General features: G+C 71.5%; 13 protein-coding genes. 4 read left to right on the forward strand and 9 right to left on the reverse strand.

The window, feature by feature from the left end; all coding sequences use genetic code 11:
• Positions 1–15: 15 nt before the first annotated feature.
• From argC to AW272_RS29695, 8 genes are all read right to left on the reverse strand, one after another.
• Positions 16–1,041 (reverse strand): N-acetyl-gamma-glutamyl-phosphate reductase, encoded by a 1,026-nt coding sequence (gene argC / locus AW272_RS29660; RefSeq protein ID WP_066372576.1) that lies wholly within the window; start codon positions 1,039–1,041, stop codon positions 16–18.
• Between the two features lie 2 nt (positions 1,042–1,043).
• On the reverse strand, positions 1,044–1,229 hold the full coding sequence (lysW, locus tag AW272_RS29665) for a lysine biosynthesis protein LysW (RefSeq protein WP_083958798.1): 186 nt from the start codon (positions 1,227–1,229) through the stop codon (positions 1,044–1,046).
• Positions 1,226–2,170: a transketolase family protein gene (locus AW272_RS29670; protein WP_066372143.1), complete on the reverse strand. Its 945-nt coding sequence runs from the start codon at positions 2,168–2,170 to the stop codon at positions 1,226–1,228. The genes lysW and AW272_RS29670 overlap by 4 nt, the downstream gene beginning before the upstream one ends.
• A complete protein-coding gene (locus AW272_RS29675) occupies positions 2,167–2,988 on the reverse strand; it encodes a transketolase (RefSeq protein WP_066372144.1) in 822 nt (273 codons plus the stop codon). Before AW272_RS29675 ends, AW272_RS29670 begins: the two co-directional genes overlap by 4 nt.
• Positions 2,985–4,274, reverse strand: a complete 1,290-nt coding sequence (locus AW272_RS29680; protein ID WP_066372146.1) for a DegT/DnrJ/EryC1/StrS family aminotransferase — start codon at positions 4,272–4,274, stop codon at positions 2,985–2,987. The genes AW272_RS29675 and AW272_RS29680 overlap by 4 nt, the downstream gene beginning before the upstream one ends.
• A complete protein-coding gene (locus AW272_RS29685; RefSeq protein WP_083958800.1) occupies positions 4,271–5,266 on the reverse strand; it encodes a BtrH N-terminal domain-containing protein in 996 nt (331 codons plus the stop codon). Before AW272_RS29685 ends, AW272_RS29680 begins: the two co-directional genes overlap by 4 nt.
• On the reverse strand, positions 5,263–5,829 hold the full coding sequence (locus AW272_RS29690; protein ID WP_218011121.1) for a beta-sandwich domain-containing protein: 567 nt from the start codon (positions 5,827–5,829) through the stop codon (positions 5,263–5,265). The genes AW272_RS29685 and AW272_RS29690 overlap by 4 nt, the downstream gene beginning before the upstream one ends.
• Before the next feature lie 73 nt (positions 5,830–5,902).
• Entirely contained in the window at positions 5,903–6,637 is a 735-nt protein-coding gene (locus AW272_RS29695) for a sulfotransferase-like domain-containing protein (protein ID WP_066372152.1), read from the reverse strand.
• 157 nt (positions 6,638–6,794) lie between these two features.
• On the opposite strand from AW272_RS29695, the gene AW272_RS29700 reads away from it, so the two are divergent.
• The 4 genes from AW272_RS29700 to AW272_RS44560 are packed head-to-tail and all read left to right on the forward strand — an operon-like array spanning position 6,795 to position 14,518.
• Entirely contained in the window at positions 6,795–7,649 is an 855-nt protein-coding gene (locus AW272_RS29700; RefSeq protein WP_066372155.1) for a RimK family alpha-L-glutamate ligase, read from the forward strand.
• The gene (locus tag AW272_RS29705; protein ID WP_066372158.1) at positions 7,646–8,704 is read left to right on the forward strand and encodes a M20/M25/M40 family metallo-hydrolase; all 1,059 of its coding nucleotides are present in this window, start codon (positions 7,646–7,648) and stop codon (positions 8,702–8,704) included. The genes AW272_RS29700 and AW272_RS29705 overlap by 4 nt, the downstream gene beginning before the upstream one ends.
• Positions 8,701–12,393: a non-ribosomal peptide synthetase gene (locus tag AW272_RS29710; RefSeq protein WP_066372160.1), complete on the forward strand. Its 3,693-nt coding sequence runs from the start codon at positions 8,701–8,703 to the stop codon at positions 12,391–12,393. Before AW272_RS29705 ends, AW272_RS29710 begins: the two co-directional genes overlap by 4 nt.
• A 1-nt stretch (position 12,394) precedes the next feature.
• Positions 12,395–14,518, forward strand: coding sequence for an acyl-CoA dehydrogenase family protein (locus AW272_RS44560; RefSeq protein ID WP_218011122.1), 2,124 nt, complete (start codon positions 12,395–12,397; stop codon positions 14,516–14,518).
• On the opposite strand, the gene AW272_RS29725 is transcribed toward AW272_RS44560, so the two are convergent.
• Positions 14,480–15,139: a response regulator gene (locus tag AW272_RS29725; protein ID WP_066372162.1), complete on the reverse strand. Its 660-nt coding sequence runs from the start codon at positions 15,137–15,139 to the stop codon at positions 14,480–14,482. The two genes, AW272_RS44560 and AW272_RS29725, sit on opposite strands and share 39 nt — an antisense overlap.
• Positions 15,140–15,268 lie beyond the last annotated feature (129 nt).

Genomic DNA, 15,268 nt, shown 5'->3' on the forward strand with positions numbered 1-15,268 from the left:
CAGTTCGCCGAAGGATCAGACCGGATGCAGGCCCGGGAAGGACAGGCCGAGCGACTCCGGCCAGCCCATGCGGATGTTCAGGCACTGGATCGCGTTGCCCGCGCCGCCCTTCATGAGGTTGTCCAGCGCCGCGATGGTCACCAGCCGGCCGTCGTCCTCGTCGACGGCGTAGCCGACGTCGCAGAAGTTCGAGCCCTGCAGGATCTTCGGCTCCGGGTAGCGGAAGGTGCCGTGCTGCTGGGCGACCAGCCGGACGAACGGCTCGTCCTTGTACTGCTCGCGGAACGCCCTGCGCACGGTCGACTTGTCCACCCCGGGACGCAGTTCGGCGTGGCAGATGGTCTGCACGCCGCGCACCGCCTCGACGCCGGTCGCGGTCATGGTGGTCGGGATGCCGAGGTGCCGGGTGATCTCCGCCTCGTGCCGGTGCCCGGTCGGCGCGAACACCCGCATCGCGCCGCTGCGTTCGGCGTGCAGGTTGCCCTCACCCGCCGTGGCGCCGGAACCACTGGATCCGGTGCGCGCGTCGAACTGGGCCGTCTCCTCCACCAGGTCCCGTGACACGAGCGGGTAGAGCGCGAGCACCCCCGCCAGCGCCATGCAGCCGGGCACGCTGATCAGGTCGGCGCCGCGCAGTTCGTCCCGGTAGAGCTCGGGGATCCCCGGGACGAAGTCGTCGAGCAGGTGCGGCGCGGCGTGCTCGTCGCCGTAGTAGCGCTCGTAGACCTCGGTGTCGTCCAGCCGGAAGTCACCGGTGAGGTCGATGACCAGCTTGGCCTGTTCGGTCCAGCGGCCGATCTGGGTCATGGCGGCGCGATGAGGTGTGGCGAGGAAGATGATGTCGCACCCCTCCACCTCCTCGGGCGCGCAGAAGAGCAGGTCGGTCTGGGAGCGCAGGTTCGGGTGCACGCCGTCGACCCGCTTGCCGGGGAACCGGGTGGAGACCGCGGCCGCCACCTCGATCTTGGGATGGGTGATGAGCAGCCTGAGCAGCTCACCGCCGATGTAGCCGGCCGCGCCGACCACTGCCACGCGAATCATGATCACTCACCCCAATCTTCTTCGACCTCCGGTGCGAGGACGAGTACCAGCGGACTCAATGCCACGATCTCCAGCTCGCTCCGGCAGCCCGCGCACTCGACGATCTCGTTGAGCCGGGCCGATTCCCTGACCTGTACCTCGTCTTCACACTCCGGACAGGTCCGCACGATGGTCATCTGCTGGGTCATCTGATCGTCTCCTTCTGGTCGAGGGCGGCGCGGACGGTCCGCACCACCCGCTCCGCGGTGAGGTCGTAGTGGGTGACTAGGTGCTCCTGGTTGCCGACCTCGTCGACGAACTGGTCGGGCATGCCCAGCCGCAGCACTCGCGTGGGCGCTTCCTCGGCCAGGGTCTCGGCCACCGCGCCGCCGAGTCCGCCGCTGCGCCAGTGCTCCTCGACGGTCACGACGAGTGAGGCTGGTCGCGCCGCCGCCACCAGCGTCTCGGTGTCGAACGGGCTGAGCGTGTGCAGGTTCAGCACGGTCGCCTCGATACCGTTCTCGGCGAGGACGTCGGCCGCGGCGAGACAGGCGAGCACCGGATAGGGGCCGCAGGCCGCGAGCACCACGTCGCCGCCCTGCCGCAGCGTCTGCGCCCGCCCGATGACCGGGGGAGCCGTCGACCCGGGCAGCGGCGGAGTCGGCTTGCGGCCGAGGCGGACGTAGAGGGGGCCGTCCAGGCTGAGGCTCTGTTCGACGAACGCCTCGGTGGCGGCGGCGTCGGCGGGGACCACGACGGTCATGCCCGGCAGCACCCGCAGGACGGCGAGATCTTCCAGGGCCTGGTGGGTCGGGCCGAGGTGGCCGGCCGCGAGGCCGCCGTGGGTGGCCATGATGCGGACCGGCAACTGGTTGTAGGCGATGTCGATCTTGATCGGCTCCAGCGCGCGGGAGGTGGCGAAGGCGGCCATCGTGTTGACGAACGGCATCCGCCCGCACGCCGCCATCCCGGCGGCCATGCCCATCAGGTTGTGCTCGGCGATGCCGAGGTTGAGGTACTGGTCACCGGCCGCGGTGATGTACTCCGCGTTGAACAGGCCGGTGTCGGTGTCGAGGCACATGAGGTCGGGACGCTGGTTCATCAACGGCAGCAGGCGGTCCCGGTACGCCTCCCGGGTGGCGCGGCTCATGAGACCTCCAACGCGCCGAGCGCCCGCGCGTGGTTGCGCTCCGACAGCGTCACGTAGTGGCTGGCCGCCCGGCCTTCGAGGAACGGGAGCCCGTGGCCCTTGACCGTGCGGGCGATCAGCACGCTCGGCCGGCCCGGTTCCCACGGCGCGGCGGCGAGGTGGGCGGCGACCTGGTCGGCGTCGTGGCCGTCCACCTCGCGGACCGACCAGCCGAAACCGCGCCAGCGGTCGGCGAGAGGCTCCATCGGCGCGATGCGCTCGGTGGCGCCGGTGAGCTGCAGCCCGTTGCGGTCGACCACGGCGACCAGCCGGTCGAGCCCCAGTGACACGGCCCCGATGGCCGCCTCCCAGACCGAACCCTCCTGGAGTTCGCCGTCGCCGAGCAGGACGAAGCTGCGCGAGTCACGGCCGGCGTACCTGGTCGCCAGCGCGAACCCGCAGGCCAGCGAGAGACCGTGGCCGAGCGATCCGGTCGGCAGTTCCACCCCGGGCACGGCGCGGACCGGATGGCCCATCAGCCTGCTGCCGGGCCGCCCGTATCCGGCCAGTTCCTCGACCGGGAAGTAGCCCCGTTCGGCCAGCGTCGCGTAGAGACCCACGGCGGCGTGGCCCTTGCTGAGCAGGAAGCGGTCGCGGTCGGGGTCGTCCGGCCGTTCCGGGTCCACGTTCAGCACGGAGAAGTAGAGCGCCGTGAGGATGTCGGCGCTGGAGAACGCGCCGCCGAGATGGCCGCCCTCAGGCCCCGCGCACATGTCGACGACGTGCGAGCGGATGCGGGCGGCGATCGACTGCAGTGTTTCGGTCGCGAGCTGGGTCATGACGCCGCCTTCGTGAGGGTGGCCACCATGTCGGGGCTCGCCCACACCTTCTCGAAGGCGTCCGCGTAGAGGCGGAGCAGGTCGCCCGAGCCGGGGTGGAGGTGGCGCTTCTGCAGGGTCAGCGAGTCGGCGATGATCGCCCGGGTCACCGGATAGGCCACGTCCTTCTCGGCCGCGCCGGTCACCGACCAGGGGTAGCCGCCGCCGAAGCCGAAGCGGTCGACGAAGACCTTCTGGTCGGGCAGCGGCATGAGCTGGTACTGGGACATCGGCACGCCCTCGGCGCGCAGCAGCCGCCGCAGCGTCGAGCGCAGCGCCTCCGGCCGCACGCCGTCGAGGCCGAACGCGGCGGGGTCGAACCGGAACCGCAGGATGTGCCAGACGTGAGTGGTGCCCGGGAGCGCGGTCGGCACCCGCAGGCCGGGCAGCACCGAGAGCCGCCCGAGGAACTCGGTGATGTTGCGCTGGCGGGCGCGTTCGTAGTCGTCGAACCGGGCGAGCTGGGTGTCGGCGAACGCGGCCTGGAGGGCGTTCATCTTGTGGTTCCAGCCGAGGCCGTAGGACACGTAGTCGCGGTCGCGGCCGGCTTCGATCACCTCGCCGAACTGCCGGCCCCGGCGCACCGACTCGGCCAGCTGGGCGTCGCGGGTCACCAGCAGGCCGCCTTCGCCGCAGGTGGGGATGTTCTTGGTGACCTGGAGGCTGAACGCGCCCGCGTCGCCGATCCCGCCGACCGGCCGCCCTCTGTGGGTGGCGCCGGGGGCCTGCGCGGCGTCCTCGATCACGGCCAGGCCGTGCCTGCGCGCGATCTCGGTCAGCCGGTCCATGTCGGCGGGCGCGCCGTGCAGGTGCACCGGGATGATCGCCTTGGTCCTGGACGTGATGCGGCGCTCCACGTCGTCCGGATCGAGGTTGAAGGTGACCGGGTCGACGTCGGCGAACACGGGGACGGCCATCTGGTGCACCGGCGCGAGCCCGGTCGCGATGAAGCTGAGCGCGGGCACGATCACCTCGTCACCCGGGCCGACGCCGAGCGCGGCCAGCGCCAGCGACAGGGCGGCGGTGCCGTTGGACACCGCGACGCAGTGGTCGAAGCCGAAGTGCCCGGCCCAGTTCTCCTCCAGGGTGGACACCGGGTTCGCGCCGTCGGAATTGGACACCAGCCTTGAACCGTCGAGCGCGTCGAGGACGGCCTTGCGGTCCTCGTCCTCGATCAACGGCCAGTCGACGCGGCGCCGGTCCTTCGGCACGGCCGCGGTACCCCCGAACGCTGCCAGCTTGCTCATCTCAGTCCTCTCGACAGGGTGTCGACCGCTTCCGCGTACTTTCCGCGCAGCACGGTGGCGTGGCGCGCGATGTCCGCGGCGGCGGCTTGGGCGTCTCCGAGCCCGTGGGCGCCGGTGATCCGCAGTCCCGTCCACGCGTGCGCGACGGACTCGACCGCCCGGCCGGCCCCGGCGAGCGCCGGGTCGCCCCATTCACGGCCGCAGCGACGCAGCAGTTCTCCGTGCAGCGAGGCCTGCGCCTGCATGCCCCAGCCGAACGGGTAGAGCTCGCGCAGCGCCCCGGCGTCACCGGCCTCGCAGCGGTCGACGAGTTCCCCCGCGAACGCGTCGAACCCGGCCAGACCGGTGCGGTTGAAGATCTCGACGTCGGTGCTCAGGTAGCCCGCGAGCACCTCGGGAGTCAGGTCAGGGACCGGGGCGTCGAGCCTGACGTCCAGACAGCGCCGCCCGATCCGCGAGTCACTGAAGAACGCGTCCTGTACGTCGGTCGGGTTCGCCGACCCCCAGCTGCGCAGGAACGCCTCGATCGGCACGGCCCCCCGGAACGCGGGCGGCATCGCGTCCGACACGTAGACCAGGCCGCGGACCTCGTCAAGGCCGTAGACCACCACGAGATGCGCGGCGTGCACGTCGCCGTAGGCGGGCCGGAAGGGCAGGTGGAAGTTGTCCACCGCGGCGATGACCAGCCGGTCTTCGGCCAGCTTCGCGCGCATCTCCCGCCACGGGTCGTCCTCGTCCTCGGGCTGCCACCACTGCGCGTGCAGGCCGTGGTGCGGCGCCAGCGCCGCCCCGAGATCGTCGTCCTCGCACGGGTAGTAGAACTCCTCCGACCGGACGTCGCCCGGCAGGTGCAGGAACCGCCAGCCCGCGCCGAGCACGGCCAGCGGGTCGGCGCCCTCCCGCGCCACCAGCGAGCCGAACGTGGCCTGCAGGCAGCTGATCAGGTCGCGGTACCACAGCTCGGGTTCCGGTCCTTTGGTCATGTACGTCATGCGCCGGCCTCCGTCCGCTGCAGGGTCATCGCGAAGACGTGCACCGCGACGTTGCGCGGCAGTCGTAATCCGGCCAGGTCGGCCCGCCGGGTGACCGGCACCCGCTGCGCCCACATGACCGCCGGAACCCGCTGCTGCACGTGGTGCGGGTAGTGCATGACCGGCGTCTCGAACGCCTTGACCTCGCCGAACCAGGCGGGCGCCGCCCAGAAGTCGGAGACACGCAGCGGTTCCTGGTCGACCGAGCCGTCGCCGTAGTTCATCTCGACGAGGTCCTCGCAGCGCCGTTCGGCCGCCGCCAGCACGTGGACCCAGTCGTAACGCCCCTCGGGCACCCGGACGAACTGCCCGGCGCACCGGATGTTGTCAGGTCCCTCGCAGACCGGAGGGAACCGGAAGGGGACTCCCGCCACGTGGACGAGGCTGTCGCCCTCGGGCAGGTACTCGGCGGCGAACGAGTTGCCCCACACGTTGAAAGCTCCCGCTTTGGTCTCCGTCGCCGCGGAGATGCCCGTGTTGTTTCGATGGCCGGCGATGTCGACCGGCTCGAGTAGAACGCTCATGGCATTTTCCAATGTAGGTCGCTGATTTTCTGCGTCCATCCGCGCGGTGTTTAGTCACGGGTAATCACACTGATTATTCCGGCCTCAACGCGACGGCTTTCAGCTGCTCGTAGTAGGGCAGGTGGTAATCGAGGTGGGCCCGCAGCGCCGGGTTCGCGGCGACCGTTTCCGCGCCGCCCCCCGACCCGCGCGCGAAGCCGGTGGTCCTGCTGGTCGACTCGTGCCAGCGGCTGGTCGTCTCCCACTCCGAGCGCATGCCCGGCTGCCAATTCAGCGCGTCCGGGATGAAGGGGATGCCCACCGCCGCGCAGTAGGCCCGCACGGTCTCGGCCGGCCGGTCGAGCAGGTCGTCGGAGTCGATCACGACCGGCGTGGCGCCGGTGGCGGCCCGGACGGCGGCGAAGATCTCGTACAGGCGGGCGAAGCCGATCTCGTCGCGGCCGAGGTCCGGATTGAGCCTGAAGTGCGAGGCGATGGCCTCGGCCGGGTGGCGGACGATGAAGGTGTGGGTGGCGGCCGCCAGGAAGGCCTCGTCGGCGAGCAGCGCCGGGTAGTGGAAGTCGGTGGTGTCCTTGAAGTACACCGGCCGCTCCGCCGCGAGGGCCCGCAGCGCCGCGAGCACCTCCGTCTCGGTGTGCGCGACCCGTTCGCCGACCTTCGCCTCGCCGAAGTCGACCACGAGGGAGAACGGCTCGTGGACGACGACGTGGTCGCCCCGCTCGGCCATCATCCGCGCGAACGCGGTCGAGCGGCAGCGCGGCGCGCTCCACAGCGCGAGCACCGGTAATCGCCCGGGAATGTGCTCCACGATTTCTCCTTTCAGCCCATGGGGATTCCATTTCAGAATGGCACGCCAGCACCCCGCGACGGGTAAGCGAAATGCGCAGTCTGAATAAGCTTCTCGTGGACGCGTATTTTGCCGGCGCCCCGTAGCGTCCGTTGCGACGCCTATTTCGGGAGGTCACGTGCCAACCAGGATCGCGGTACTCGCCAGCAGGGTCGGCGCCGACGAGAAAAGACTCTTCGACGCGTTCGACCGGCGCGGTGTGAAATTCGACCACGTCGACACACGCGGGCAGTGGTTCGTGGCCGGGCGGCGTGACCTGGCCTGGGACCTCGTGCTGAACCGCGAGATCGGCCAGGTCCGCGCGGCCTACGCGGCCCGCTGCCTCGCCTCGGCGGGAGCCGAGGTGGTCAACAGCGCGGACGCGACCGAGGTGTGCGGCGACAAGTGGCGCACCACGCTGGCGTTCGAGGCGGCCGGGGTGCCGACCCCGCGCACCGCGATCGGCCTCACGCCGGACGCCGCGCTGGCCGCGCTCGACTCCATCGGCTATCCGGCGCTCATCAAACCGCTGGTCGGTTCGTGGGGCCGTCTGGTGGTCCGGCTGCCCGACCGCGCCACCGCCGAGGGCGTGTTCGAGTACGTCGCCGCGCTGCCGGGCCCGCAGTCGCACCTGGGATACGTCCAGGAACTGATCGACAAGCCCGGCCGGGACATCAGGGCGATCGTGGTCGGCGGCGACCTGCTGGGCGCCGTCTACCGGACCGGCGACTCGCTGCGCACCAACGTGGCGCTCGGCGGGCGGACCCACCCCTGCGAGACGACCCCCGAGATCACCAAGCTGTCGATCGACGCGGCCGCCGCCGTCGGCGCCGACATCGCCGGGGTCGACCTGATCGAAGACCACGACGGACGGCTGCTGGTGCTGGAGGTCAACCACCGGGTCGAGTTCGCCGGCTTCCAGGCCGCGCTCGGCGACCGGGTCGACGTCGCGGACCACATCGTCGGACATCTACTGGAACGGGCGGAGCGATGATCACCGAAACACACGCCGCCGGGCTGCTGCGCGGAATGCTGGAGATCCCCTCCTCGTCCTACCAGGAGCGCGCGCTGGCCGACTTCCTCGCCGAGGCCATGGGCGACCTGGGCTTCCAGTCGCACATCGACGTCGTGGGCAACGTCATCGGCGTGATCGAACACGGTGAGGGCCCGACCCTGATGCTGCTGGGGCACCTCGACACCGTCCCCGGCCTTCTTCCTGTCCACTCGGAGGACGGCAAGCTCTACGGCCGCGGCGCGGTCGACGCGAAGGGGCCGCTCGCGGCGATGATCTGCGCCGCCGCCGGCGCGACGGACTTCCCCGGCCGGATCGTGGTGATCGGCGTCGTGGAGGAGGAGACCCCGAGCTCGCGTGGTGCGATGGCGATCAGGGCCACCCACGACATGCCCGACGCGCTGATCGTCGGCGAACCGAGCGGGTGGTCGAGCGTCGTGCTCGGCTACAAGGGCAAGCTCGACCTCCGCTACACCGTCAGGTGCCCGGCCACGCACCCGAGCAACCCGGTGCCGAAGGCGTCGGAGCTGGCGGTCGCCTGCTGGGACGCCCTGGTCGACCTGCTCGGGCCCGACGTGGGCCACGACGTGTTCGGCCGGCCCGGCGCGACGCTCTGCCAGCTCAACGCCGACCTGACCACGGCGACCGCCGACCTCAGCGTCCGCACCCCGCCGGGGTTCGACTCCGAAGGGCTGGTGCGCAGCCTGCGCGCCCGCCTCCCTTCCGGCCACCTGGAAGTGCTGAACTCGGTGGCCGCCTGCCGGGCGGACCGGAGCAACCCCGTCGCCCGCGCGCTGGTCTCCGGCATCCGGCGGCTGCACGCCCAGCCCAGGCTGGTGGTGAAGACGGCCACCTCCGACATGAACACCCTCGCCGAGGTCTGGGACCTCCCGATGGCGACCTACGGTCCCGGCGACAGCCGCCTCGACCACGCCGACAACGAGCACATCGTGCTGTCGGACTACCTGCGCGGCATCGACGTGCTGTCCATCGCCATCGCGGAACTGGCCCGGCTGCCGGAGAGGAGCCTGCGATGACCGGTCTGACCGAGCGCCGGGCGCTCTTCCTGGAACGGCTGAGGGAGCGGACCGAGGCCTGGCGGGGCCCGGCGCCACGCGGGAACACCGGCCCGGCGCCGCTGTCGTACGCACAGGAGAACCTGCGGTCCGCCTCGCCTGTTCAGGTGTGCCTCCGGCTCCGGGGTGAGCTGGACGTGCCCGCGCTGCGGTCGGCGCTGGCCGCCGTCGTGGCCAGGCACGAGGCGCTGCGGACCGCGATCGTCGAGCGCGAGGGCCGCCTGATGCAGGTGGTCGCCCCCGAGGTGCCGGTCGAGCTGCCCGTGATCGAGGGCCGCGAAGGGACCGGCGCGCCGTTCGACCTGAGCCGGGCCCCGCTGTGGCGCGCGGCGCTGGTCAGGGAGGCGGCGGACGAGCACCTGTTCCTGTTCGACGCCCACCCCATGATCGTCGACGACTGCTCGATCGGGCTGCTGACCGCCGAACTGGCCGAGATCTACGGCGGCGACCCGAAGCTGCCCGAGCTGCCGGTGCAGTATCCGGACTACGCGGCGTGGCAGCGCGAAAGCCATCCCGACGAACTGGCCGCTCACTGGCGCGACAAGCTGGCGGGCGCCGAGGTCCTGGAGTTCCCGGCCGACGGGCCACGCGGAGAGGCGTTTGACGTCGGCGGATTCGACGTCGGGACCGAAGGGCTGGAGCGGGCCGGGAAACTGGCCGACGACGAGGGCGTGACCCCGTTCGACGTGCTCGCCGCCGCGTTCCTCACGTTCCTGCACCGCTATTCGGGCCTGGACGATCTGGTGATCGGCTCCCCGGACGCGACCCGGCGCCACGACGCCGTGGCGTCGGTGATCGGGCCCTTCGAGAACCTGCTGATCCTGCGCGGGGACGTCTCCGGCGACCCGTCCTTCCGCGAGCTGGTCCGGCGGGTCAGGCGGGTGACGACCGACGCGCACGCCCACGGCGACCTGCCGCTCGACGCCTCGATCTGCCGGCTCACCTTCGGTCTGGCCGAGGGTGGTGCGACCGGGCTCCCCGGGCTCGTGACGTCGGAAGAGGACGGCCTCGCCGGTGACTCTCGATTCGACATGAGCTGGAGACTGCGGGGGCGGCGGCTGCGCATCTCGTACGACACCGGCCTTTTCGAGGGTGCGAGCATCGCCAGGTTCGCCCGGCACTATGACGAACTGCTGCGCGCCCTGACCGCCGACCCGGACGCCCCGCTGTCGGCCGCCGGCATGCTGAGCCCGGCGGAGAACGCGTTCCTCGCCCAGGTCAGCCGCGGTCCGATGCGGCCGATCCGGGAGACCACGATCGTGGCGCAGTTCGAGGCGCGTGTCGCGGAGGCGCCGGACCGCGTGGCGGTGGTCGTCCATGATGTGGAGACCACGTACGCGGAGCTCAACGCCCGCGCGAACCGGCTCGCGGCGCTGCTGCGCGAGCGCGGCGCCGCGCCCGGCACCCGGATCGGCCTCTGCCTGCGCCGGAACCTGGACCTGCCGACGGCGATGCTCGCGGTGCTGAAGACCGGCGCGGCCTACGTGCCCCTCGACCCGGCCCATCCGCCCGCACGGGTAGCGGAGATCGCCGCCGACGCGGGCCTGCGCGCGGTGATCGCGCACGCCGAGGTCGCCGCGACTTTGAGCGCGGTCACCGCGCCCCTTCTGGTGGTGGACGACATCCGCAGGGATCTCCCCGCCGGCAACCCGCCGCTCGCCGCCGGGCCCGGCGACGTGGCCTACATCATCTACACCTCCGGCAGCACCGGCAGGCCGAAGGGCGTGCTGCTCGAACACCGCGGCGTGGTCAATTTCACCGACTCCACCCGGGACCTGTTCGACCTGACCCCGGCCGACAGGGTGCTCGGGTTCGCGTCGGCGACCTTCGACGTCTCGGTGTTCGAGACGTTCTCCGCGCTGCTCACCGGGGCCCGCCTCTGTGTGGCCACCGACGACGAACGGCTGTCCGTCGACCGGCTCCAGTCGCTGATGGAGCGGGCCGGCATCACCGTCATCGACCTGCCGCCGACCGTGATGCCGCTGCTGACCCCGGAGAGGTTCACCGACCTGCGGATCGCATTCGTCGGCGGCGAGGCGTTCAGCGGCGAACTCGTCAATCGGTGGAATCCGGGGCGGCGGCTGTTCAACGGCTACGGGCCGACCGAGTGCACGGTGACGATGATCGTCGAGGAGTGCGCGGGCACCTGGGACGCCTCGCCGCCGATCGGCCTGCCCATGGCCAACCACGTCGCGCACGTGCTCGACGGCGACCTGCGGCCGGTGCCGATCGGGGTGCCGGGCGAGCTGGTGATCGGCGGGGCCGGGCTGGCGCGCGGCTATCTCGACCGGGACGAGCTCACCGCCGAGAAGTTCGTCGCCGACCCCTTCGGCACCGCGCCGGGCGGACGGCTGTACCGGACCGGTGACCTGGTGAAACGGCTGCCGGACGGACGGCTGGTCTTCCTCGGGCGGCTCGACCAGCAGGTCAAGATCCGCGGGTTGCGGATCGAACTGGGCGAGGTGGAGTCGGCGCTGGCCGCCTTCGCCGGGATGGGGCCGGTGACCGCGCGGCCGTGGACCGACGACGCCGGTGACAAACACCTGGTCGGTTACCTGACGGGTGTCACAGAAGAGCAGGTGCCGGCGGTGCGCGAGCATCTCGGGACGGTGCTGCCGACGTACATGATCCCGTCGTTCTTCGTCGTCCTGGACGAGATTCCGCTCACCAGCAGCGGCAAGGTCGACTGGCGGCGGCTGCCCGCACCCGACCCTCGCCAGGCGGACTCCGCAGGGGACGAGCCGCGGACCGCGACCGAACGGGTATTGCTGCGCGACGTGCTCACGCCGTTGCTGCGCGATGACCGGCTCGGCGTGCACGACGACTTCTTCCAGGCCGGCGGCAACAGCCTCCAGGCGGTGCAGCTGATGTCCGCGATCAAGCGCAGGTTCGAGGTCGAGGTGGCGCTCGCGGACTTCTTCACCTCACCCACCGTCGCGCACCTGGCCACCACCATCGACACCGCGCGGCAGCCGATCTCGGAGAAGGGGGGCCCGATCGTGATGCGGGCACCCGATCCGGCGCGGGTGATCCTGGTGCACCCGTCGGGCGGCGAGCTGTTCTGCTACATGCCGCTGGTCCGGGCGCTGCCCGAGGGCGTCGGCGTGGCCGGGTTCCCGGCCCTGTCCCCGCCCGACTCCATTCCCGCGACCGCCGCCGGGATCGCGAAGGCGCTGGCCGGCGCGCGGGAGCCCTTCTGCCTGGCCGGCTGGTCCTACGGAGGCGTTCTCGCCTTCGAGGTCGCCAGGCAGCTGGAGCAGGAGACCGGCGCACGGCCCCCGGTGGTGCTGCTGGACGCCTTCTACGACGAGGACGACCTGACGCTCGACGAGCCGACGATCCGACGGCGCTTCGAGCACGACGTCGCCAGACTCACCGGGCGTGGCGACCTGGCGGGAAGCGACGACCTGGCCGACCGCTACGCCGTCTTCCGGGCCTGCGCGCGGGCGTTGCAGTCGTATCGCCCGCCCGCCCCCTACGGCGGGCCGGTCACCCTGCTGGCCGCCTCACCCCGGGCCGGCTTCGACAAGCCCTGGCGGGACGTCTGCACCGGCCCCTTCGAGAGTCATGACCTGCCCGGCGATCACTACACCCTGTTCACGGAACCGGCGCTGAGCCGGATCGTCGCCGAGATCGAACGGACCCTCTGACATGCGATACGGATTCACCGAGGAACAAGCTCTCTTCCGAGGGGACGTCCGGAAGGCGCTGCGCTCCGCCGAGATGCGGGCGGCCGTGGGGGAGGCCACCTCCGCCGACGGCGTCGAGAAGGACCAGCGGCCCCTCTACCGCCTGCTCGGCGAGCTCGGACTGCTCGCTGTGCACTGGCCGGCCGAGTTCGGCGGCGCGGGCCGCCCGCTCACCGACGCCGCGATCGTCGCGGAGGAACTCGTGCGCGCGGGCGTGCCGGACACGCTGCACGTCAACACCATCCAGATCGTCGGCCAGTTCCTGCTGATGGCGGGCAGCGCCGAGCAGAGACGACGGCACCTGCCCGCGCTGGCCCGGGGCGAGCGGTTCGCGTCGGTCCTCTACACCGAACCCGACGCCGGCTCCGACCTCGGCGCGCTGCGCACCGTGGCGGAACCCGACGGCGACGGCTACCGCATCACCGGCACGAAGGTGTTCAGCCTCAAGACGCGCTTCGTCGACCTCGGCCTGTGCGCGGCCCGCACGTCGCCGGGAACCGGCAAATACCAGGGCATCAGCCTGTTTCTGGTCGACCTGAAGGCCCCCGGCGTGACCGTGACGGTGATCCCGGGGATCGGCGATGAACACTTCCACCAGGTCGACCTTGACGCGGTGCCGGTGTCCGGCGCCGACCTGGTCGGGCCGCGCGACCAGGGCTGGCCGCTGCTCAACGAGGCACTGGCCATCGAACGCACCGGCCTCGACTACTACCTCAAGGCCGAACACTGGCTGGAGGCCGCGCTGGAGGCGCTCGCCGACCGCGATCCCGGCCCCTACCTCGAACAGATCGGCCGCTGGGACGGCGCGCTGACCGCCGACCACGTCCTGGCCTGGGAGGTCCTCGCCGGACTCGAAGCCGGCCGGGTCGATCCGGTCGCCGCCGCGGTCGCGAAGTATCACAGCAGCGAACTCGCCCAGAGCATCGCCTCCTGGGCTGATGACCTCCCCGGCCCGCGGCAGCGGGCCGACCGCACCAGGGCGGCGGTGACCCTCGACTCCGCCTACCGGGAGGCGCCGGGGCTCACGCTCTCGGCGGGCACCTCCGAGGTGATGCTCCAGATCATGGCCGCCGAGTTCGACTCCATCGGGCCTCATACCTCTGATCCCCTGCGCGGGGCGTTGCGTGCGGCCCTGGCCCACGTGCCCGTCCGGTCCGAGGTGCACGGCGCACCGGTTTCCGACGAACGCGTCCGGGCCGTGCTCGGCGACCTGGGCGTCGCCGACCTCGAACGGCCCGACGCGGCCGGTGGCCTCGACCTCGGCCTGACCGCCGGGGTGCTCGTCAGCGAGGAACTCGGCCGCGCGGGCGTCGGAAACCCGTACCGGGCCGACGCCATGGCCGCGGACGTGGGCTGTCCCGCAGGAATGGCACTGGCCGGGTTCGAGGCGCTGCCCGTCGGCGACGGCGTCACCGCGACCCCGCCCGCCTGGGAGCTGACGGGTGTCACGACGACCGATGGCCCGGGGCCGTTCCTGGTCGCCACCTGTGTGGACGGCGAGCCGATGCTCGTCGCGGCGTCCGGCCCCGAAGCGGAGACCGGGGGCCGGCCGCCGGTCGTCCGGTTCGAGAACACGCCGGTCACCGTCGTCGCCCGGCTGGACGACTCGCTCACCGGCCCCCTGGCCCGGGCGAGGCTCCGCCAGGCCGGCTACCTGCTGGGCATCGCCGAGGGCGCGTACGAGATCGCGGTGCGCTACACCGGTGTCCGGCGGCAGTTCGACACCCGGCTGCGCGACCTGCCCGCCGTGGCGTTCCCGCTGGCGCGGGCCATGGTGGCGCTGCGCGCGACCCGCGCGGCGGTGTACCGGGGCGCCTGGCTGGCCGACTCGGGCCAGGCCAAAGCGGGCCCCGCCCCGATCGTGGCGCTGGCGATGGCCGCCGAGACCGCGCGCGACGTGGTGCGGACGTGCATGCAGAGCTGTGGAGTGCGCGCGATGACGGCCGAACTCGGCCTGCACCGCCACTTCCGGCTGGCCGCCGCCGAGTCCGGCCGGTACGGCGAGCCCGCCGCCCTGTGGCGGCTGGCCGGCGCCGCCCGGCTGCGACTAGGCCGGTTGGATGAGCCCGCATCGGTAAGCCAATGAGACGAGTTCGGCGCGATCGCGCACCCCGAGCTTGGTCCGCACCCGATAGAGGTGGGTGCGGACGGTGGCCACCCCTATGGTCAGCGCGCGGGCCACTTCCTCAGTGGACATGCCCCGGGCCACCATCTGGGTCACCTCGCGCTCCCGGGGGGTCAGGTCGGTCACCTCCGGACACGGCTCGGGCTCCATGATGTCGGGCTGTTCGCGAAACCAGGTGACCAGGCGTTGCGCGATGTCCGGCGCGAGCACGGTCCGGCCCTCGGCCGCCGCCCTGATCGCGGAGATCAGCTCCTGCGGACTCGCGTCCTTGCAGAGCAGGCAGCTCGCCCCCGCGTGCAGCACGTCGCTGACCGTCTTGTCGGCGTCCGACCCGGTGAACACCACGATGTGAGGCGGGGAGACTTCCTTGCCGAGCCGGCGGATCAGCTCCAATCCGGAGATGGTCCGTAAGTTCAGATCGGTGACGACGACGTCGGGCCGCTCGGTGCGGACCAGGACGATGGCCTCCATGCCGTTGTCGGTCGTGTCGATCACGTCGATGTCCGGAACGGCATCGAGCAGCGTGCGCATGCCGTCCCTGATCACTGGCAGTTCGTCGCAGATGAGTGTGCGAATGGTCATTGTGTGACGCCTCGATGAGGTAGCTGGGTGCCTCGCCCGACCGCTCTGTTTAATTGCGCACCAAAAAAGGATTTTTTGTGGATCCCCTGATCACCATGTGATTTTGCCCCCTTACTCACCCGTAAGGAC

Source organism: Herbidospora mongoliensis (genome assembly GCF_001570545.1).
GTDB lineage: Bacteria > Actinomycetota > Actinomycetes > Streptosporangiales > Streptosporangiaceae > Herbidospora > Herbidospora mongoliensis.